The sequence below is a fragment of the Paraburkholderia sp. GAS41 genome, assembly GCF_050436545.1.
Lineage (GTDB): Bacteria > Pseudomonadota > Gammaproteobacteria > Burkholderiales > Burkholderiaceae > Paraburkholderia.
Window position 1 is genome coordinate 188,119 of sequence record NZ_JBNDMK010000001.1, and the last position, 20,295, is coordinate 208,413.

Here is a 20,295-nt window from a genome sequence, read left to right on the forward strand (position 1 = left end):
ATTCCCGCGTTCGCAGGGTTTTGAGAGGACGCCAGGCCGATTGGCCGACGCTTCCATGCGACCCCGGCAGGCGCAACCCGGCGGCCCGATTAGGACGTCCGGACAGGTTGAGTCTAGCGATAGTCACGTGCTATAATCTTTGGCTAAGTCGATCCACATTAGCTGATTTTTGTGGGGCAGGCTGGCTCGTGGCGATAGTTGCCTGCGCTACGAGGTGTTTCAGGTTGTGCTGGTGTGGCGTTCGCCTTCGGTGGCAGTGCACAGCGGTATCAGCCAAGGCAGCAGACTCGCAAGCCGGCAGCACCCAGGGTGTCCGTCGCGTCAGGTCCTCGCAAACGCAAAAGCGGCGAAGACGGCGCGGCCGATACGGCAGCCGGCTTAAGACCTAACCCTCGCGGAGATTTACATGGCAGTTACCATGCGTCAAATGCTGGAAGCCGGTGTCCACTTCGGTCACCAAACGCGCTTCTGGAACCCGAAGATGGCCCCCTTCATTTTCGGTCATCGCAACAAGATTCACATCATCAACCTCGAAAAGACGCTGCCGATGTACAACGACGCACTGAAGTATGTGCGTCAACTGGCAGCTAACCGCGGCACGATCCTGTTTGTTGGCACGAAGCGTCAATCGCGCGACACGATCGCCGAAGAAGCGCAACGCGCTGGCATGCCGTTCGTCAACGCACGCTGGCTCGGCGGCATGCTGACCAACTTCAAGACGCTGAAGGTTTCGATCAAGCGCCTGAAGGACATGGAGGCAGCACTGGAAGCCGGTGAAACGGAGCGCATGAGCAAGAAGGAAGCACTCCTGTTCGAACGCGAAATCGTCAAGCTGCAAAAGTCGATCGGCGGCGTGAAGGACATGGGCGGCATTCCGGACGCAATTTTCGTGGTTGACGTCGGCTATCACAAGATTGCCGTCACTGAAGCCAACAAGCTTGGCGTGCCGGTTATCGCTGTGGTCGACACGAACCATTCGCCGGAAGGCATCGACTACGTGATCCCGGGTAACGACGACGCCAGCAAGGCCGTCGCCCTGTACACGCAAGGCGTGGCTGACGCGATCCTCGAGGGCCGTGCAAACGCGGTCAACGAAGTGGTGCAGGCTGCACGCGGCGGTGACGGCGACGAGTTCGTCGAGGTCAACTCGGAAGCGTAAGGCTGCCCTGTGTCCGGCAAAAAAGGGGGCTTTCTACAGGCCCCCTTTTTTTAAGTCATGACACCTGGCTACGGTGCGAAAAAAATACGCGCTGTGCGGAAACGAATTCTTGTCGCCGGCATCGAATTGCGGGCGGCGTGTGAAAGACAGACTCAAGGAGCGAATGATGGCGGCAATTACCGCAAGCATGGTTGCAGAACTGCGCGCGAAGACCGATGCGCCGATGATGGAATGCAAGAAGGCGCTGACGGAAGCCGACGGCGACATGGAGCGTGCTGAAGAACTGCTGCGCGTGAAGCTCGGCAACAAGGCCAGCAAGGCTGCATCGCGCGTCACGGCTGAAGGCGTGATCTCCTCGTTCATCGGCGGCAACGTCGGAGCGATCGTCGAACTGAACTGCGAAACCGATTTCGTCTCGAAGAACGACGATTTCCTGGCTTTCTCCAAGCAGATCGCCGAGCTGGTCGCCCAGCAAAACCCGGCTGATGTCGCTGCGCTGGCCGCCCTGCCGCTGGAAGGCTCGACGGTCGACGCAGTGCGCCTCGCGCTCGTCGGCAAGATCGGTGAAAACCTGTCGATCCGCCGGTTCGTGCGCTTCGACACCGCCAACAAGCTGGCTGCGTACCTGCACGGCACGCGCATCGGCGTGCTGGTCGAGTATACCGGCGCGGATGAGCAGGTCGGCAAGGACGTCGCGATGCACATCGCGGCCATGAAGCCGGTTTCGCTGTCGTCGGACGACGTTCCGGCAGACCTGATCGCCAAGGAACGCAGCATCGCTGAACAGAAGGCCGCTGAATCGGGCAAGCCGGCTGAAATCGTCGCCAAGATGGTTGAAGGCAGCGTGCAGAAGTATCTGAAGGAAGTGTCGCTGCTGAACCAGACGTTCGTTAAGAACGACAAGCAGACGATCGAGCAGATGCTGAAGGCAGCCGGTTCGAGCGTGCAGAAGTTCGCGCTGTTCGTGGTCGGCGAAGGCATCGAGAAGAAGCAGGACGACTTCGCAGCCGAAGTGGCCGCGCAAGTGGCTGCTGCAAAGCAACAATAAGTATCGCCTAAGTTTCAGGCTGTACTGTTTTACCCGCGGTGGGGCAAGACCTTACCGCGGTCGGCAGCGCCGCAAGGCGGTGCGCGGGTTGACCCTCGCTGTGCCGCCGCCGCTGGTGAACCGTGAGGTTCGTCAATTTGGCGGCGCTTGCCCGAATCAGCATTTCACCCCTACAGTTAGTTCCGTGTTGTTGCCCTGTTCTGCGCGATCTGGATATCCCTATGCCCACTGCCTATAAACGCGTCCTGCTCAAACTCTCCGGCGAAGCTCTGATGGGCGATGATGCCTTCGGCATTAATCGCGCGACGATCGAACGAATGGTGGCGGACGTGGCCGAGGTCGTGCGTCTCGGAACCCAGTTGGCCGTCGTGATTGGTGGCGGCAATATTTTCCGTGGTGTGGCGGGTGGCGCGGCGGGTATGGATCGTGCGACAGCCGACTACATGGGGATGCTCGCCACCATGATGAACGCACTGGCGCTGCAGGACGCCATGCGCCACGCCGGTATCGAGGCGCGGGTGCAGTCGGCGCTGCGTATGGATCAGGTGGTCGAACCTTACATCCGCCCTCGGGCAATCCGTCAGCTGGAAGAAGGCAAGGTCGTGATTTTCGCGGCCGGCACTGGCAACCCGTTCTTCACGACGGATACCGCAGCTGCGCTGCGCGGTTCGGAAGTGGGTGCGGAAGTGGTGCTGAAGGCCACCAAGGTGGACGGCGTTTACTCGGCCGACCCCAAGAAAGATCCGACGGCAACGCGTTACACGACAATCAGCTTCGACGAGGCGATTGGCCGCAATCTGCAGGTGATGGACGCGACGGCCTTTGCGCTGTGCCGCGACCAGAAGCTGCCGATCCGCGTGTTTTCGATTGTCAAACCAGGTGCGCTAAAGCGCATTGTGCAAGGCGAGGACGAGGGTACGCTCGTCCACGTGTAAACTCTCGTTCACATAACGTGGGCTTTAACGCGGGCCCGGGCCGCCGCTACACGCGCGCAGGCCGGTCCGCACCGTTTTGAAGGTTCGGAGGTTTAAAAATGTCTGTGGCTGATATCAGGAAGGGCGTCGAGCAGAAAATGCAGCGCTCGATCGACGCATTCAAGAACGATCTGTCGAAGATCCGCACAGGCCGTGCACACACGGGCCTGCTCGATCACATCCAGGTCGACTATTATGGCTCGCCGGTGCCGATCTCGCAGGTCGCGAACCTGACGCTGATCGACGCCCGTACGATCGGCGTGCAGCCGTGGGAAAAGAAGATGGTGCCGGTCGTCGAAAAGGCGGTTCGCGATTCCGACCTGGGCCTGAACCCAGCCACGCAAGGCGACGTGATCCGCGTGCCGATGCCCGCGCTGACCGAAGAGCGCCGCCGCGAATTGACCAAAGTCGCGCGCAGCGAAGCGGAAACGGCCAAGATCGCGGTGCGCAACCTGCGCCGTGACGCTAACGAGCAATTGAAGAAGCTCGTGAAAGACAAGGAAATCTCCGAAGACGACGAGCGTCGTGCCGGCGACGACGTCCAGAAGCTGACGGACAAGTTCGTGTCGGAAATCGACAAACTCGTGACGACCAAAGAAGCTGAGATCATGACGGTCTGAGGCCGTCTGCCTCAGCATCTTCAGGTCCTTACTTCTTTATTTGTAGTCACTGTCCCGACGGCCATGACCTATACCAGCTCAACCGTTCGCGTGCCTGATGTCGCGGCGGTGCCGCGCCATATCGCGATCATCATGGACGGCAACGGCCGTTGGGCAACGCAGCGCCGCCTGCCGCGCGTGGCAGGCCATTCGCGCGGCGTCGACGCGGTGCGTGCCGCCGTCGAGGCGTGTGCGCGTTCCGGCGTCGAATATCTGACGCTGTTCGCCTTCAGCTCCGAGAACTGGCGCCGTCCGAACGACGAAGTGTCGTTCCTGATGCGCCTGTTCGTGACCGCGCTGGAGCGCGAGATCGGCAAACTGCACGCCAATGGCATCCGGCTGCGTGTGGTCGGCGATCTGGCGATGTTCGACAAGCGCATCCAGGATCTGATCCGTCGCGCCGAGACCAAAACCGCCCGCAATACCCGTCTCACCTTGACCATCGCCGCCAACTACGGCGGCCGCTGGGACGTCCTGCAGGCAACCCGCAAGCTGGCCGAGCAATCGGCGCTGGCGGGCGAGGCGGTCGAGGTCAGCGAGGAATCGTTCGCCGAACACCTCGCCATGGCCTACGCGCCGGAGCCGGATCTCTTCATCCGCACAGGCGGCGAGCAGCGCATCAGCAATTTCCTGCTGTGGCAACTGGCCTACACCGAGTTCTACTTCACCGACACCTTCTGGCCGGATTTCGACGCCGAGGCGCTGCGCCACGCGATCGATTCATACGCGGAGCGCGAACGCCGCTTCGGCCGCACCAGTGCTCAGCTCGAGCCGCAATCGCAAAACGTCGATTCGCTTCCATGCTAAAAACCCGTGTTATCACGGCGATCGTCCTCCTGGCTGTGTTTTTGCCGGTTACGCTGTTCGCGCCGGTGGGTGCCTTCGGCGCGTTGATCGCGTTCGTGGTCGTATTTGCGGCCTGGGAATGGGCACGTCTGCTGAAGGTGGGGGGTGTCGGTCCGGTCGTCTACGCGTTGGTCGCCGCGGCGGCGTTGGTGGCAAGCACGAAGCTCGGCACCGGTACGCAACTGCCGCGGCCACTCTTTCAGGCCGCCGCGGTTTTTTGGGTTCTGGCGGGCCCGTACGTGCTGCTGCGCAAGCCGACTCTGGCGCACGGCGCCTGGCGCCTGTTCCTGTTTGTGGCGGGGATCGTCGCATTCGTGGCCTGCTGGCACGCGCTGGTCGCGGCCCGGATGGCGGGGGTGTCGTTCGTTCTGTCCCTGATGCTGGTGGTCTGGTTGGCCGATATCGGCGCATACTTTGCCGGTAAGGCGTTCGGCCGGCACAAGCTCGCACCCGCCATCAGTCCCGGCAAAACGTGGGAAGGCGCCATTGGTGGGTGGCTGGCTGTGGTGATCGTCGCGGCAGCGGCTACAGTGCTGCATGCGTTCGAACCGACCCTGTATTCCGCGCTGCTGGAGCGTCTGGGCGCTGTCCGAACGGTCGGCGCACTGACGCTTCTGGTGGTTTTCAGCGTCGTCGGCGACCTGTTCGAATCGATGTTAAAACGTCAGGCCGGCGTGAAAGATTCAAGCGGCCTGCTACCGGGGCACGGTGGCGTCCTTGACCGCATCGACGCATTATTGCCGGTGCTGCCGCTCGCAATGCTGCTGCTCGGCTAGAGAAAGAGATATGCAAAAACGTCTGACACTGCTCGGTTCCACGGGCTCGATTGGAGACAGCACGCTCGACGTCGTCGCGCGTCATCCCGAGCGCTTTGCGGTCTATGCACTGACCGCGCATCGCAACGGCGACAAGCTCGTCGAACAATGCCTGCGCTTCCATCCTGAGGTCGCCGTGGTCGGCGACGCGGCCACCGCGGCGCAAGTCGCGGCGAAGCTGCGCGAAGCCGGCTGCAAGACCGAAGTGACCTACGGTCCGGAAGCACTCGTCGAGGTCTCGAAGAGCGATGGCTGCGATACGGTCGTGGCGGCCATCGTCGGCGCCGCGGGCCTCGCTCCCACGCTGGCTGCCGCGCGCGCCGGCAAGCGCATCCTGCTCGCCAACAAGGAAGCGCTGGTGATGTCCGGCGCGATCTTCATGGACGCGGTGCGCGATCACGGCGCGGTGCTGCTGCCGGTAGACAGCGAACACAATGCCATCTTCCAGTGCCTGCCACGCGAGGCGGCGCTGCACGGCGGCGTGTCGAAGATCATTCTGACTGCCTCCGGCGGCCCGTTCAGGACGCGCGAGCCGGCGAGCCTCGTCAACGTGACGCCGGACGAGGCCTGCAAGCACCCGAACTGGGTCATGGGCCGCAAGATTTCGGTCGACTCGGCGACCATGATGAACAAGGGCCTTGAAGTCATCGAGGCGCACTGGCTGTTCGCCCTGCCGGGTGAGCGCATCGAGGTGCTGATTCACCCGCAGAGCGTGATCCATTCCATGGTGTCGTACGCCGACGGTTCGGTGCTTGCGCAGCTTGGCAATCCCGACATGCGCACGCCGATCGCTCATGCGCTCGCATTTCCCGACCGGGTCGATTCCGGCGTGGCGCAGCTCGATCTCGTGCAGGTCGCGTCGCTCTCGTTTGAAAAACCCGATTACGCCCGTTTCCCGTGTCTGGCGCTGGCCGTGAAAGCGCTTGCCGAAGGCGGTATCGCGAGTGCGGCGCTGAACGCCGCCAACGAGGTGGCAGTCGATGCGTTCCTCTCGCACAAGATCGGCTTCATGGCAATTGCGCAGGTGGTCGACGCGGTGCTCAACGCGCTGCCGAACCGCAGCGCGCAGGCGCTCGAAGACGTGATCGAAGCGGACGCGGCCGCGCGCCGGGCGGCCGCAGAGTTTATCCAGCGTTTGCCGCACAACGCCCTTCGCGCGGAACGTGCCGTCCAGTGAGGCGAATATGAATCTGTTGATCGAAGTGCTCGCCTTCGCGGTCGCGATCGGCGTGCTCGTAGTGGTCCACGAGTATGGCCATTACAGTGTCGCGCGGTGGTGCGGTGTGAAAGTGCTGCGCTTTTCGATCGGATTCGGCAAACCACTGGTTCAATGGGTCAGCCCGAAGACGGGCACAGAATGGACGATCGCCGCGTTGCCGCTGGGCGGCTACGTGAAGATGCTCGACGAGCGTGATGCGAGCGCGCCCATTTCCCCCGAGGCACTGCCGCACGCCTTCAACCGCCAGCACGTCGCCAAGCGCTTTGCGATTGTCGCGGCCGGCCCGGTTGCCAATTTCATCCTCGCTATCGTGCTGTTCGCTGCCGTGTTTGCCACCGGTGTGAGCGAACCGGCCGCGATCGTCGCCGCGCCGGCGCCGAATACGGCCGCAGCGCTCGCCGGATTCGACGGCGGTGAAACGGTCGTCGCGGTGCGCAATCCGGACGCGGGTTCCAGCGAGCCGGTCCGGTCATGGTCCGACCTGCGCTGGAAGCTGCTGGGCGCCGCGTTCGATCATCGCCGTGTCGTTCTGAGCGCAAAAGACAGCCACGGGACGTTCGACTTCCCATTGGATTTGCGCGACGTGTCGGAGAAGAACGTCGACGACGATTTCATGTCGCATCTCGGCTTCGAGCCGGGTGGCGGCAAGCTGATCGTGGCCGGTGTGCAACCGGGCAGCGCCGCGCAACGCGCGGGTCTCGCGGCGGGCGACCGCCTCGTGTCGATCGACGGCAAGCCGGCCGATAACGCCACGGCTTTCATCGCCTTCGTGAAGACGCATGCGGGCAAGCCCGTCGCGCTGCAGGTCGAGCGGGGCGGCGACGCGCAGCGGGCCGGCCAGACCGAGGACATTCATGTCGTGCCGCTCGCTCAGCGTGACGACGCCACTGGCCAGCAGGTTGGCCGGATCGGCGCGGAACTGGCCACCCAGGTGCCGTCCATCATGGTTCGCTACGGCCCGCTCGAAAGCCTGCAACTGGGCGCACACCGCACATGGGATCTGGCAGCCTACTCTGTGCGCATGTTTGGCCGGATGATAACCGGCGAGGCGTCGCTAAAAAACCTGTCAGGCCCGGTGACGATAGCCGACTACGCGGGCAAGAGTGCAAGGCTGGGTCCGTCAGCATTCCTGTCATTCCTCGCCCTTGTCAGTATCAGTCTGGGCGTACTTAACCTACTCCCAATTCCGGTATTGGACGGGGGGCATCTGTTATATTATTTGGTTGAAGCTGCAACCGGTAAGGCGGTGTCCGACCGCTGGCAGCTCGTTCTCCAGAGAGCCGGGCTGGCCTGTATCGTCGCCTTGTCGGCGATCGCGCTTTTCAACGATCTGGCTCGTCTGATCCATTTTTAAAGTGTCTGGCGGCGCTCACGCAAGGCGGCCGTCTGGCCTGATTTAGCTATAAATTGGGGAAGTACGTTGTTGAAACCTCATCGCTTTGTTCCCAAGACGGTAGCAGCGGCTGCACTCGCTGCGCATGGACTAGTGGCCCACGCAACCTCGCCTTTCGTGGTGCGAGATATCCGCATCGAGGGGTTGCAACGCGTCGAACCGAGTACCATGTTCGCGTATCTGCCTATCCGGGAAGGCGATGTTTTTTCTGACGACAAGGCCTCCGAAGCGATTCGCGTGCTGTACGCCACCGGTTTCTTCAATGACGTGAAGATCGCGGTCGAAGGCGATATCGTGATCGTGCAGGTGGTGGAGCGTCCGGCCATCGGCTCGATCGATTTCGCCGGCCTGCGCGAATTCGACAAGGACAATCTGCTCAAGGCGCTGCATTCGGTCGGGCTGTCGCAAGGCCGCTATTACGACAAGGCGCTGGCCGCACGGGCCGAACAGGAACTCAAACGTCAATACCTGACACACGGCTACTACGCGGCCGAAGTAAAGACCACGATCACGCCGGTCGACCGCGATCGCGTGGCGTTGCTGTTGTCAGTGGATGAAGGTCCGAGCGCGAAGATCCGCCAGATCAACTTCATCGGCAACAAGGCGTTCAGCAGCGGCACGCTGCTCGACGAGATGCAACTGTCCACGCCGAACTGGTTCTCGTGGTACACGAAGAACGACCTGTACGCCAAAGACAAACTGAGCGGCGATCTGCAGAACGTTCGCTCGTACTACCTTAACCGCGGTTACCTCGAGTTCAACATCGACTCGACCCAGGTGTCGATTACGCCGGACCGGCGGGACATGTACCTGACGGTGACGGTGCATGAAGGCGAGCCGTACACGATTTCCGGCATCCGTCTGGCCGGTAATCTCATGGGTCGTGACGCCGAACTCGACAAGCTGGTCACGATCAAGGCCGGCGAGCGTTTCTCTGCCGAAAAACTGCAGGCCGTCACGAAGGCGCTCGTCGACAAGCTCGGCCAATATGGCTATGCTTTTGCCACCGTGAATGCCTCGCCGGAGATCGACCCGCAGCACCACAAGGTCGACCTCACGCTGCAGGTCGACCCGAGCCGCCGTGTGTACGTGCGCCGCATCAACGTAGTGGGGAATACGCGCACGCGCGACGAAGTGGTGCGCCGCGAAATGCGCCAGCTCGAGAGCTCGTGGTTCGATTCGAACCGTCTCGCGCTGTCGAAGGACCGCGTGAATCGCCTCGGTTACTTCTCGGACGTCGACGTGTCGACGGTGCCCGTGGAAGGCACGCCTGACCAGGTGGATGTGAACGTCAAGGTCACCGAAAAGCCGACCGGCTCGATCACGTTGGGTCTGGGCTATGGTTCCGGTGAAGGTCCCATTCTGTCGGCGGGGATCTCGCAAGACAACGTGTTCGGCTCCGGCACCAGCCTCGGCGTCAATATCAATACGGCGAAGACGTACCGCACGTTGACCGTTACCCAGATCGACCCGTATTTCACGGTGGACGGCATCAAGCGGATTACAGACGTCTATTATCGGACGCAGCAGCCGCTGTATTACTCTACGGATTCGAGTTTCAAGATCGTCACGGTCGGCGGCGATCTCAAATTCGGCATTCCATTCTCCGAGGTCGATACGGTATATTTCGGCGCGGGCATCGAGCAGAACCAGCTCGATGTGGGTTCGTCCACGCCGCAAAGCTATCTCGACTACGTCAACGAGTTCGGACGGGTGTCGACCAACGTGCCGATCACGGTGGGCTGGGCGCGGGACACGCGCGACAGCGCGCTGGTGCCGAGTCGCGGTTACTTCACGCAGGCGAACGCCGAATATGGCACGCCGGCTGGCGGCACGCAGTATTACAAGGCCGATATCAACGCGCAGTATTATTATTCGTTTGCGCGCGGTTTTGTGCTGGGTTTCAACTTTCAGGGAGGCTATGGCAATGGCCTCACCGGCAAACCTTACCCGATCTTCAAGAATTACTATGCGGGCGGGATCGGGTCCGTGCGTGGCTATGAGCCGAGTTCACTGGGCCCGCGCGACGTCTCGACGGGCGACCCGATCGGCGGCTCGAAGCTGCTGGCGGGCAGTGTCGAATTGACATTCCCGCTGCCGGGCACGGGTTACGATCGCACGCTGCGGGTTTTTTCGTTCCTTGATGCGGGTAATGTCTGGGGCGACGAGGGCAGCAGCATCGGCGCGAACGGTTTGCGGTACGGTTACGGCGTGGGTCTCGCATGGATCTCGCCGATCGGACCGCTCAAGCTGAGCCTGGGTTTTCCGCTGACGAAGCACAACGGCGACCAGTACCAGAAATTCCAGTTCCAGATCGGGACGGCATTCTGATTGGACGGTCCGGGCTAACCCCGGACCTCTTTACAGTATCGAGAGGATGACTTTGCGAACCGGTATGTTTTCGAAACGTGTTGCGTGTGTGCTTGCGCTGGCAATGACTTTAGGCGTTGGAGTCGCGCACGGGCAGGAAGCCAGAATTGCGGCCGTCAACTCGGATCGTATCTTGCGCGAGTCGGCTGCGGCGAAGGCTGCGCAGACCAAGCTGGAGGCTGAGTTCGCAAAGCGCGACAAGGATCTGCAGGATATGGCGCAGAAGCTGAAAGCCGTGTCCGATTCGCTGGACAAGAACGGGGCGTCGATGGCGCCAGCCGACCGCGCCGAGAAACAGCGCGACCTGTCGCAACTGGATACCGATTTTCAGCGCAAGCAGCGCGAGTTCCGTGAAGACCTGAATCAGCGCCGCAACGAAGAACTGGCCGCCGTGCTGGACCGCGCCAATAAGGTCATCAAGCAGATCGCCGAGCAGCAGCACTACGACCTGATCCTTCAGGAAGCGGTGTATGTCAGCCCGCGTATCGACATTACCGATCAGGTCCTGAAGGCGCTTGCGGCAGCGCCGGGTAACGGCAGCACGGGCACCTCGCCCACGAACAACGGCAACTGAACAGCGGGAGCAGTACGCGCATGGCTTTTACGCTCGAGGACATCGTCAGGCGGTTCGGCGGTGAAGTAGTCGGAGACCGGTCGCAGCGCGTCGGCAGCCTGGCGCCGCTCGACCAGGCTGGCCCGAACCAGCTGGCGTTCCTCGCCAACCCGAAGTATCTATCGCAGGTCGAAACCACCCGGGCAGGCGCCGTACTCATCAGCGCCGATGATCTGAGCAAGCTGGCCGAGCAGGGCGCTCGCAATTTCATCGTCACGCCCAATCCCTACGCTTACTTCGCGCGTGTCGCACAGACGTTTATCGATCTGGCTGCGCCGAAGGCTTTGCCGGGCATTCACGCCAGCGCGACGATCGATCCGTCGGCACAGATTGCACCCAGCGCGGTGATCGGGCCGCATGTGACGGTCGAAGCCGATGCGGTAATCGGTGAACATGTTCGGCTGGACGCGAATGTCGTCATTGGCCGCAGCACGAAGATCGGCGCCGGCTCGCACCTGTATCCAAACGTCAGCGTGTACTACGGCTGCAAGATCGGTGAGCGCGTCATCATTCATGCGGGTGCGGTGATCGGTTCGGACGGTTTCGGCTTCGCACCGGACTTCGTCGGTGAAGGCGAGGCCCGTACCGGTGGCTGGGTGAAGATTCCCCAGGTCGGTGCCGTGTCGATTGGCCCGGATGTGGAAATCGGCGCCAATACGACCATCGACCGGGGCGCAATGGCCGATACCGTGATCGAAGAATGCGTGAAGATCGACAACCTCGTGCAGATCGGTCATAACTGCCGGATCGGCGCCTACACGGTGATCGCCGGCTGTGCGGGCATCGCCGGCAGCACAAATATTGGCCGTCATTGCATGATTGGCGGCGCAGTTGGCATTGCCGGACACGTTACACTGGCCGATCATGTGATCGTTACGGCGAAGTCGGGCGTCTCGAAGTCGCTGTTGAAGCCAGGCATGTACACGAGCGCGTTCCCGGCCGTCAATCATGCCGACTGGAACAAGAGCGCTGCCTTGCTGCGCAACATCGACAAGCTGCGCGACCGTATCCGCGCGCTGGAAGCGGCTGCGGCGCCGAGCGAGGAGCCGGGCAGGAAAGCATGACTGGTGGTTGGACAACCGCCAGGTATCAAGCAGCAGGTTAAGCCGATCAAGTAGCAGGCGTCGGTTGTGGTGGTTGGGCAGCATGGGCTGCCGGGTCACCTCGAGCGACGGTAGCACGCGTTACCCACCCACCGAATCCGTATCCGCTGTCATCATCGCGCAGTCAATGCGTGAGCTGAAACACCATGAGCACCGAAAAAATCAATCTCGACATACATAAGATTCTCACGCTGCTGCCGCATCGCTATCCGATTCTGCTCGTTGATCGGGTGCTCGAACTCGAGCCGCACAAGAGCATCAAAGCGCTGAAGAACGTGTCGATCAACGAGCCGTACTTCATGGGTCACTTCCCGAGCCGTCCGGTGATGCCGGGCGTGCTGATCCTCGAAGCGCTGGCGCAAACGGCGGCGCTCCTGACGTTCTCGGAAGAGCCGCATGATCGGACCAACACGCTGTATCTGTTTGTCGGCATCGACAACGCGCGTTTCAAGCGCGTCGTCGAGCCGGGCGATCAGCTCATCCTGAACGCAACGTTCGAGCGGCATATGCGCGGCATCTGGAAGTTCAAGGCGCGCGCCGAGGTGGATGGCGTCGTCGCGGCGGAAGCCGACCTGATGTGCGCAGTCCGCCACACGGAAACGGACGGCCAGTAAGCCTGGCCGGGAACGCTGGGCCGCTGGCGGAGATCCATGTCATGGATCTCCGTATGGAGGGCGGCCAGCATTGGAAGGCCGGTCAGGCGGCACACGCCGGCGGGGCATCCAGATAACGCAACGGAATCAGAAGCGAGGGCGCATGAGCAGGATTCATCCCACTGCAATCGTCGAGCCGGGCGCACAGCTCCACGAAACGGTTGAAATCGGGCCGTATGCCATTGTTGGCCCGCACGTCACGATGGGCGCGGGCACGACGGTCGGTTCGCACAGCGTGATCGAAGGTCACACGACCATTGGCGAAGACAACCGCATTGGCCACTACGCATCGGTCGGTGGCAAACCGCAGGACATGAAGTACAAGGACGAGCCAACCCGGCTCGTGATTGGGAACCGCAACACCATCCGCGAGTTCACCACGATCCACACCGGCACGGTCCAGGACGCGGGCGTGACGACGCTTGGCGACGACAACTGGATCATGGCGTACGTGCATCTCGGGCACGACTGTCACGTGGGCAGTAACGTGATTCTCGCGAGCAACGCCCAGATGGCCGGCCACGTGACGATCGGCGATTACGCCATCGTCGGCGGCATGTCGGGCGTGCACCAGTTCGTGCGTATCGGCGCGCATTCGATGCTGGGCGGCGCGTCGGCGCTCGTGCAGGACATTCCGCCGTTCGTCATTGCCGCCGGCAACAAGGCGGAACCGCACGGCATCAATGTCGAGGGTCTGCGCCGGCGCGGTTTTTCGCCGGATGCGATTTCGGCGCTGCGTGCCGCGTACCGGTTGCTGTACAAAAACGGCTTGTCGCTGGAAGAAGCCAAGGTACAGTTGACCGAGCTTGCCTCGGCGGGTGGCGAGGGCGATGCGCCGGTGAAGGCGTTGGTCGACTTCGTGGTCGCGTCGCAACGCGGCATCATCCGCTAGCCGATGGCCTTGCAACCCAGTCCGCTACGGCTTGCGATGGTGGCCGGCGAGCCCTCCGGCGACCTGCTTGCCGCGTCGCTGCTCGATGGCCTCGCCAGCCGCTTGCCAGCCGGTACGCAGTACTACGGCATCGGTGGCCCGCGCATGATCGCCACGGGCTTCGACGCCCACTGGCCGATGGAAAAGCTGTCCGTGCGCGGTTATGTCGAAGCGCTACGGCACATTCCCGGGATTCTCGGCATCCGCAACGAACTGAAGCGTCAGTTGCTGGCCGAGCCGCCTGCCGCATTCGTCGGTGTCGACGCGCCTGACTTCAACTTCGGCCTCGAGCTTGCCCTGCGTGAGGCCGGCATTCCGACCATCCATTTCGTATGCCCGTCCATCTGGGCATGGCGCGGCGGCCGCATCAAGAAGATTGCCAAAGCCGTCGACCACATGCTGTGCGTGTTTCCGTTCGAGACCGCGTTGCTGGAAAAGGCCGGCGTGGCTGCGTCGTACGTGGGTCATCCGCTGGCGGACGAGATTCCGCTCGAACCGGACACGCTGGGCGCGCGCCGCACGCTGGGTCTGCCGGAAAGCGGGCCGGTGATCGCCGTGTTGCCGGGCAGCCGGCGCTCGGAAATCGATCTGATCGGTCCGACGTTCTTCGCCGCCATGGAGTTGATGCAACATCGCGAGCCGGGTGTGCGTTTCGTGATGCCGGCGGCGACGCCGGCGCTGCGGGAAATGCTGCAGCCGCTGATCGACGCCAGTCCGGGTCTCGCGCTGACGCTGACCGAAGGTCAGGCGCAGGTGGCAATGACGGCGGCCGACGCGATTCTGGTCAAGAGCGGCACAGTGACACTCGAAGCCGCGCTGTTGAAAAAGCCGATGGTGATTTCCTACAAGGTGCCCTGGCTGACCGGTCAGATCATGCGGCGGCAGGGCTATCTGCCTTACGTGGGCTTGCCGAACATTCTGGCGGGGCGCTTCGTCGTGCCGGAAATTCTGCAGCACTTCGCGACCCCCGAGGCGCTCGCCGATGCCACCTTGAAACAGTTGCGCGACGAGGCTAACCGGCGCACGCTGACGGAAATTTTCACGGAGATGCATCTCGTGCTGAAGCGTAACACCGCCCAGCGTGCCGCGGAAGTGGTAGCGGATGTCGTCGAAACCCGTAAGGGCCGTCGATGAGCGATGCGCGCACGCCTCGGCGCAAGTCCGCCGCGAAAGCGGAGCAGCCCCGGTTTAACTTCGACGCGCCGGGCGAAATCGTCTGCGGCGTCGACGAAGCCGGGCGCGGGCCACTGGCCGGTCCAGTGGTCGCCGCGGCGGTGATCTTCGATCCGGCGAAGCCGATGATTCGCGGTCTCGACGATTCGAAGGCGCTCACCGCCAAAAAGCGTGACGAACTGTATGACAAGATCGTCGATCGGGCGCTGGCGTATTGTGTTGCTTCGGCGTCGGTCGAAGAAATCGACTCGCTCAATATCCTGCATGCAACGATGCTGGCCATGAAGCGCGCGGTCGAAGGGCTCGCGGTCGTGCCGACGCTGGTGAAGGTCGACGGCAATCGTTGCCCGGTGCTGAGCATCCGCAGCGAAGCGATTATTGGCGGCGATGCGCTCGTTAAATCCATTTCGGCTGCGTCGATTCTCGCCAAGGTCACCCGCGACAGAATGCTGCTGCAATTGCATCAGACCTTTCCCGTGTACGGCTTCGATGCCCACTCGGGCTACGGCACGCCGCAGCACCTGGCGGCGTTGCGGGAGCACGGCCCGTGCGAGCATCATCGGCGTTCGTTCGCGCCGGTTCGCGAGGCGCATTTGGGTATCCGCCGCTTGAACGTGAGCGTGCCGGGGGCCGCGCCGCTGATTGCAGCCGAGATCGTGGACGCCGCGTGGGACGAGCCGTTCGGCGGCACAGCGCTGTCCTGATACGCCCGCGCGGGTGTTTCGTCCTGCGTTTTTCTCACATTCTCACTGTCTTCGCTGCCTGTGAAAGCCATCACCTCGCGGGACAATCCGCTCTACAAACGCCTCAAGGCATTGGCCGGCTCGACGCATCAACAACGTCGCAGCGGTCACGCGCTGCTCGAAGGGTTTCACCTTGCGAGCGCCTATCTGGAGGTGGCCGGCCAACCTGAAACCTGTCTCATCACCGAGGGCGCGTTACGTCACGAAGAAGCGCAGGCCATCGTCGCGCGGGTCGACGAGCACCGCGTCGTCACGCTGCCGGATGCGCTGTTCGGACAGCTGTCGAACGTAGTCAATGGCGTGGGTATCCTGCTGCTGGTCGACAAGCTGGCGCCGGCGCTGCCGAAGCGGGTCGCGCAAACCTGCGTCGTGCTCGACGGCGTGCAGGATGCGGGCAATGTGGGGTCGATCCTGCGTAGCGCGGCGGCCGCAGGCATCCAGCAGGTGTTTTGCGCGCCGGGCACGGCGTACGCGTGGTCGTCGAAGGTGTTGCGTTCGGGCATGGGCGCGCATTTCCTGCTGCAGATTCACGAAGACGTAGAGCCGCAAACGCTGCTCGAGCGCCTCGCCGTGCCGGTCGTGATTACGGACTCGCACGGCGCCGAGGCGATCTACGACTGCGATCTGTCGGGGCAACTCGCCTGGGTGATGGGCAACGAAGGCGCAGGCGTGTCGCAGATCTGGCGCGACGCGGTCACGCTGCGCGTGACGATTCCGCAGCCGGGCGGGATGGAATCGCTGAATGTGGCGGCGGCCGCCGCCGTGTGTCTGTTCGAGCAATGTCGCCAGCAGCGCGGCGCGTGAGAGTCCGTTCGGGCACTTCAGGCGGAACGTGAACGGCCGGACGCGAGCCTTTCACAATTCGCCGGTCGTCCAGCCTCACTCAATCTTCAATACGCAGGCCGATCGAGCTTGATTTCCTGCAAGATCGTCGTCGCGATCTCTTCGATCGACTTGTGCGTCGACGACAGCCACTTGATCCCCTCGCGCCGCATCATGCCTTCCGCTTCGTTGATCTCGTAACGGCAGTTCTCCGGTGCGGCGTACTTGCTGCCGGGGCGGCGTTCGTTGCGGATCTCCGAGAGCCGCTGCGGGTCGATCGACAGTCCGAACATCTTGCCACGGTGCTCGAGCAGCGGCGTCGGCAGTTTGCCGCGTTCAAAATCTTCCGGAATCAGCGGATAGTTGGCCGCTTTCACACCGTACTGCATGGCCAGGTAGAGGCTTGTCGGCGTCTTGCCGCTGCGCGACACGCCCACCAGGATCACGTCGGCGTCGGCCAGATTGCGGTTCGATTGACCGTCGTCGTGGGCGAGCGAGAAATTGATCGCCTCGATGCGGTTCTTGTATTCCTCGGTATCCGCGTTCTGGTGGCCGCGACCCATTGCGTGGCTCGACTTCAGCTCCAGTTCCTGTTCAAGCGGTTCGACGAAGGTCTGGAACATGTCCAGCACCAGCGCATTCGAACCCTTGACGATCTTGTTCGACGCACTGTCGACGAGCGTGGTGAAGACGATCGGGCGGCGGCCGTCCTGCCTGAGCGCTTCGTTGATCTTTTCGAGCGTGGCGTATGCCTTCTCGGTCGAATCGACAAAGGGGACGCGAACCAGGCGAAATTTCTGGTCGAACTGGGAGAGGATCGAATGCGCGAAAGTCTCGGCAGTGATCCCGGTACCGTCGGAGACGATGAATACGGTGGGCGGCATCGGTGGGGCAGGGAACGTGAGCGGGGTCAAGGCGCAGTTCGAGGCGCAATTCTCGTCCGACCGTCACATTTTGGGAGTCGGCACGGTAGAATAGCGGCAACCTGTTGGATAAGCAATTGCAGGCGAACCGCGCTTAACGCGCGTTTATCGCCCGCTCAACGGCCCGCTTTTTGCTGGTAACTTGCGGCGAATTTGAAGAATTTCGTCGAACCGTGGGCTTTGTCGTGCTTCTTGCGCGCAATGTTGCCGGGCTGCAAGCTCCGCGAAACGTGCGCGCGCTCAAGCGATTGCTTATCTAACAGGTTGTGCAAGACGCGAATTCAGCGTCCAAGCCCACTTGCACAGTCGTGTATTTCTTCCACACTTAGGGGCTTGTATGACTAACGCAGTTAACGTCGCAAAGGATCAGGCGTATGTAGTGCCGTTCGAGCAGTTGCGGATGACCGATGTGGAAATCGTGGGCGGCAAGAACGCGTCACTCGGCGAGATGATCAGCCAGCTCGCTCAGGCCGGCGTTCGTGTGCCGACCGGTTTCGCCACGACGGCGCTGGCATTTCGCGACTTTCTCCATCACAACAACCTCACTGAACGCATCGCCAAACGTCTCGAGACGCTCGACGTCGACGACGTGAAAGCGCTCGCCGAAGCGGGCAAGGAAATTCGTCAATGGATCGTCGACGCGCCGCTGCAGCCGAAGCTCGAAGCTGACATCCGCGCGGGTTTCGACGTGCTCCAGAACAGCTCGCCGGAAGAGCTGTCGTTCGCTGTGCGTTCGTCGGCCACGGCAGAAGATTTGCCGGACGCGTCCTTCGCGGGCCAGCAGGAAAGCTACCTGAACGTGGTCGGCGTCGAGGACGTGCTCGATCGCATGAAGCACGTGTTCGCGTCCCTGTACAACGACCGCGCGATTTCCTATCGCGTTCACAAGGGCTTCACGCACGCTGAAGTCGCGCTGTCCGCGGGTGTGCAGCGCATGGTGCGTTCGGACGTCGGCGCGGCCGGCGTGATGTTTACGCTCGACACGGAATCCGGCTTCAAGGACGCGGTGTTCATCACCTCGAGCTATGGCCTCGGTGAAACCGTCGTGCAGGGCGCCGTGAACCCAGACGAGTTCTACGTCTTCAAGACCACGCTCGCGCAAGGCAAATACCCCGTCATCCGCCGTTCGATCGGCTCGAAGCTGATCAAGATGGAATTCACGAAACCGGGCGAGCCGGGCCGCGTGAAGACCGTCGACGTGGCGCACGAGCAGCGCAACCGCTTCTCGATCACGGACGAAGACGTGATCGAACTCGCGAAGTACGCCGTGATCATCGAAAAGCACTACGAACGTCCGATGGACATCGAATGGGGCAAGGACGGTCGCGATGGCAAGATCTTCATCCTGCAGGCGCGTCCGGAAACCGTGAAGAGCCAGGCTTCCGGCAAGGCCGAGCAGCGCTTCAAGCTGAAGGGCCAGTCGCAGGTGATCGTCACGGGCCGTGCCATCGGTCAGAAGATCGGCGCGGGTCCGGTGCGGGTGATTCACGATCCGTCGGAAATGGACCGTGTGCAGCCGGGCGACGTGCTGGTGGCCGACATGACCGACCCGAACTGGGAGCCGGTGATGAAGCGTGCTTCCGCGATCGTGACGAACCGCGGCGGCCGTACCTGCCACGCGGCAATCATCGCGCGTGAGCTGGGTGTGCCGGCCGTGGTGGGCTGCGGCGACGCCACCGACCTGCTGAAGGAAGGCGCGCTCGTGACCGTGTCGTGCGCGGAAGGCGACGAAGGCAAGATCTACGACGGCCTGCTCGAAACCGAAATCACCGAAGTCCAGCGCGGCGAACTGCCGCCGATTCCGGTGAAGATCATGATGAACGTCGGCAATCCGCAACTCGCGTTCGACTTCTCGCAACTGCCGAATGCCGGCGTGGGTCTGGCGCGGCTCGAATTCATCATTAACAACAACATCGGCGTGCATCCGAAGGCGATTCTCGAGTACCCGAATATCGATCAGGACCTGAAGAAGGCCGTCGAAAGCGTGGCGCGCGGTCACGCCTCGCCGCGCGCGTTCTATGTCGACAAACTGACCGAAGGGATCGCGACGATCGCGGCGGCGTTCTATCCGAAGCCCGTCATCGTGCGTCTGTCGGACTTCAAGTCGAACGAGTACAAGAAGCTGATCGGCGGTTCGCGTTACGAGCCGGATGAAGAGAATCCGATGCTGGGTTTCCGTGGCGCCTCGCGTTACATCGCGGAAGACTTCGCCGAAGCGTTCCAGATGGAATGTATCGCGCTGAAGAAGGTGCGCGAAGAGATGGGCCTCGACAACGTCGAGATCATGGTGCCGTTCGTGCGGACGCTGAAGCAGGCGGAGAAGGTGGTCGGGCTGCTCGGCAAGTTCGGCCTGAAGCGCGGCGAGAAGGGCCTGCGTCTGATCATGATGTGCGAAGTGCCGTCCAACGCCATCCTCGCCGAAGAATTCCTGCAGTTCTTCGACGGCTTCTCGATCGGCTCGAACGATCTGACACAGCTGACGCTCGGTCTCGATCGCGACTCGGGTATGGAACTGCTCGCGGTGGATTTCGACGAACGCGATCCGGCGGTCAAGTTCATGCTCAAGCGCGCGATTGAAACGTGTCTGCGGCTGAACAAGTATGTCGGTATCTGCGGCCAGGGCCCGTCGGATCATCCGGATTTCGCGCAGTGGCTGACGGAAGAAGGCATTGCGTCGATCTCGCTGAACCCGGACACGATCATCGAAACGTGGCAGGCGTTGGCGAAGTCGTCGAAGAAGTAAGCAACGCAAAATAAGCAGGAGGCATCGTTGCGGGTTGCAGTGCGGATGCGGTTCATCAAAGTGGACCGTACCGCACGGTAATTTGTACCCGCTTCGTGCTATAAACAC

At 62.1% G+C, this 20,295-nt stretch carries 18 protein-coding genes; 17 read left to right on the forward strand and 1 reads right to left on the reverse strand.

Features of this window, described 5'->3' with window-relative positions:
• The first annotated feature begins 406 nt into the window (after positions 1–406).
• The 16 genes from rpsB (at position 407) to P3T43_RS00905 (ending at position 16,503) form a co-directional block, all read left to right on the forward strand.
• Positions 407–1,159: a 30S ribosomal protein S2 gene (gene rpsB / locus P3T43_RS00830; protein ID WP_429279131.1), complete on the forward strand. Its 753-nt coding sequence runs from the start codon at positions 407–409 to the stop codon at positions 1,157–1,159.
• 166 nt (positions 1,160–1,325) lie between these two features.
• Positions 1,326–2,207, forward strand: a complete 882-nt coding sequence (tsf, locus tag P3T43_RS00835; RefSeq protein WP_429279132.1) for a translation elongation factor Ts — start codon at positions 1,326–1,328, stop codon at positions 2,205–2,207.
• A 221-nt stretch (positions 2,208–2,428) separates the two neighbouring features.
• The gene (gene pyrH / locus P3T43_RS00840; protein WP_074264280.1) at positions 2,429–3,142 is read left to right on the forward strand and encodes a UMP kinase; all 714 of its coding nucleotides are present in this window, start codon (positions 2,429–2,431) and stop codon (positions 3,140–3,142) included.
• Positions 3,143–3,240: 98 nt separating this feature from the next.
• Positions 3,241–3,801, forward strand: coding sequence for a ribosome recycling factor (gene frr / locus P3T43_RS00845; RefSeq protein WP_429279133.1), 561 nt, complete (start codon positions 3,241–3,243; stop codon positions 3,799–3,801).
• A gap of 63 nt (positions 3,802–3,864) precedes the next feature.
• Positions 3,865–4,647 carry a polyprenyl diphosphate synthase gene (uppS, locus tag P3T43_RS00850; RefSeq protein ID WP_429279134.1) on the forward strand — a complete coding sequence of 261 codons (783 nt, stop codon included), beginning with the start codon at positions 3,865–3,867 and terminating at the stop codon, positions 4,645–4,647.
• Positions 4,641–5,462, forward strand: coding sequence for a phosphatidate cytidylyltransferase (locus tag P3T43_RS00855; RefSeq protein ID WP_429279135.1), 822 nt, complete (start codon positions 4,641–4,643; stop codon positions 5,460–5,462). The genes uppS and P3T43_RS00855 overlap by 7 nt, the downstream gene beginning before the upstream one ends.
• A gap of 10 nt (positions 5,463–5,472) precedes the next feature.
• On the forward strand, positions 5,473–6,678 hold the full coding sequence (locus P3T43_RS00860) for a 1-deoxy-D-xylulose-5-phosphate reductoisomerase (protein WP_429279136.1): 1,206 nt from the start codon (positions 5,473–5,475) through the stop codon (positions 6,676–6,678).
• Positions 6,679–6,685: 7 nt separating this feature from the next.
• Complete coding sequence (rseP, locus tag P3T43_RS00865) at positions 6,686–8,074, forward strand: RIP metalloprotease RseP (RefSeq protein WP_429279137.1); 1,389 nt, start codon at positions 6,686–6,688, stop codon at positions 8,072–8,074.
• Positions 8,075–8,140: 66 nt separating this feature from the next.
• A complete protein-coding gene (bamA, locus tag P3T43_RS00870; RefSeq protein ID WP_429279138.1) occupies positions 8,141–10,444 on the forward strand; it encodes an outer membrane protein assembly factor BamA in 2,304 nt (767 codons plus the stop codon).
• A 46-nt stretch (positions 10,445–10,490) separates the two neighbouring features.
• Positions 10,491–11,057, forward strand: a complete 567-nt coding sequence (locus P3T43_RS00875; protein ID WP_429279139.1) for an OmpH family outer membrane protein — start codon at positions 10,491–10,493, stop codon at positions 11,055–11,057.
• Between the two features lie 20 nt (positions 11,058–11,077).
• Positions 11,078–12,160: a UDP-3-O-(3-hydroxymyristoyl)glucosamine N-acyltransferase gene (lpxD, locus tag P3T43_RS00880; RefSeq protein ID WP_429279140.1), complete on the forward strand. Its 1,083-nt coding sequence runs from the start codon at positions 11,078–11,080 to the stop codon at positions 12,158–12,160.
• 185 nt (positions 12,161–12,345) lie between these two features.
• Positions 12,346–12,813: a 3-hydroxyacyl-ACP dehydratase FabZ gene (gene fabZ, locus P3T43_RS00885; RefSeq protein WP_429279141.1), complete on the forward strand. Its 468-nt coding sequence runs from the start codon at positions 12,346–12,348 to the stop codon at positions 12,811–12,813.
• 142 nt (positions 12,814–12,955) lie between these two features.
• Positions 12,956–13,744, forward strand: a complete 789-nt coding sequence (gene lpxA, locus P3T43_RS00890; protein ID WP_429279142.1) for an acyl-ACP--UDP-N-acetylglucosamine O-acyltransferase — start codon at positions 12,956–12,958, stop codon at positions 13,742–13,744.
• 3 nt (positions 13,745–13,747) lie between these two features.
• Entirely contained in the window at positions 13,748–14,917 is a 1,170-nt protein-coding gene (gene lpxB, locus P3T43_RS00895) for a lipid-A-disaccharide synthase (RefSeq protein ID WP_429279143.1), read from the forward strand.
• Positions 14,914–15,660: a ribonuclease HII gene (gene rnhB / locus P3T43_RS00900; RefSeq protein ID WP_429279144.1), complete on the forward strand. Its 747-nt coding sequence runs from the start codon at positions 14,914–14,916 to the stop codon at positions 15,658–15,660. The genes lpxB and rnhB overlap by 4 nt, the downstream gene beginning before the upstream one ends.
• A 60-nt stretch (positions 15,661–15,720) precedes the next feature.
• Entirely contained in the window at positions 15,721–16,503 is a 783-nt protein-coding gene (locus P3T43_RS00905; protein WP_429279145.1) for a TrmH family RNA methyltransferase, read from the forward strand.
• A gap of 86 nt (positions 16,504–16,589) precedes the next feature.
• Here P3T43_RS00905 and ppsR read toward each other — a convergent pair whose 3' ends face one another.
• Positions 16,590–17,405, reverse strand: a complete 816-nt coding sequence (gene ppsR, locus P3T43_RS00910) for a posphoenolpyruvate synthetase regulatory kinase/phosphorylase PpsR (protein WP_429279578.1) — start codon at positions 17,403–17,405, stop codon at positions 16,590–16,592.
• Between the two features lie 376 nt (positions 17,406–17,781).
• Between ppsR and ppsA the strand changes: the two genes are divergently transcribed.
• Positions 17,782–20,187, forward strand: a complete 2,406-nt coding sequence (gene ppsA / locus P3T43_RS00915; RefSeq protein WP_429279146.1) for a phosphoenolpyruvate synthase — start codon at positions 17,782–17,784, stop codon at positions 20,185–20,187.
• Positions 20,188–20,295: the final 108 nt, after the last annotated feature.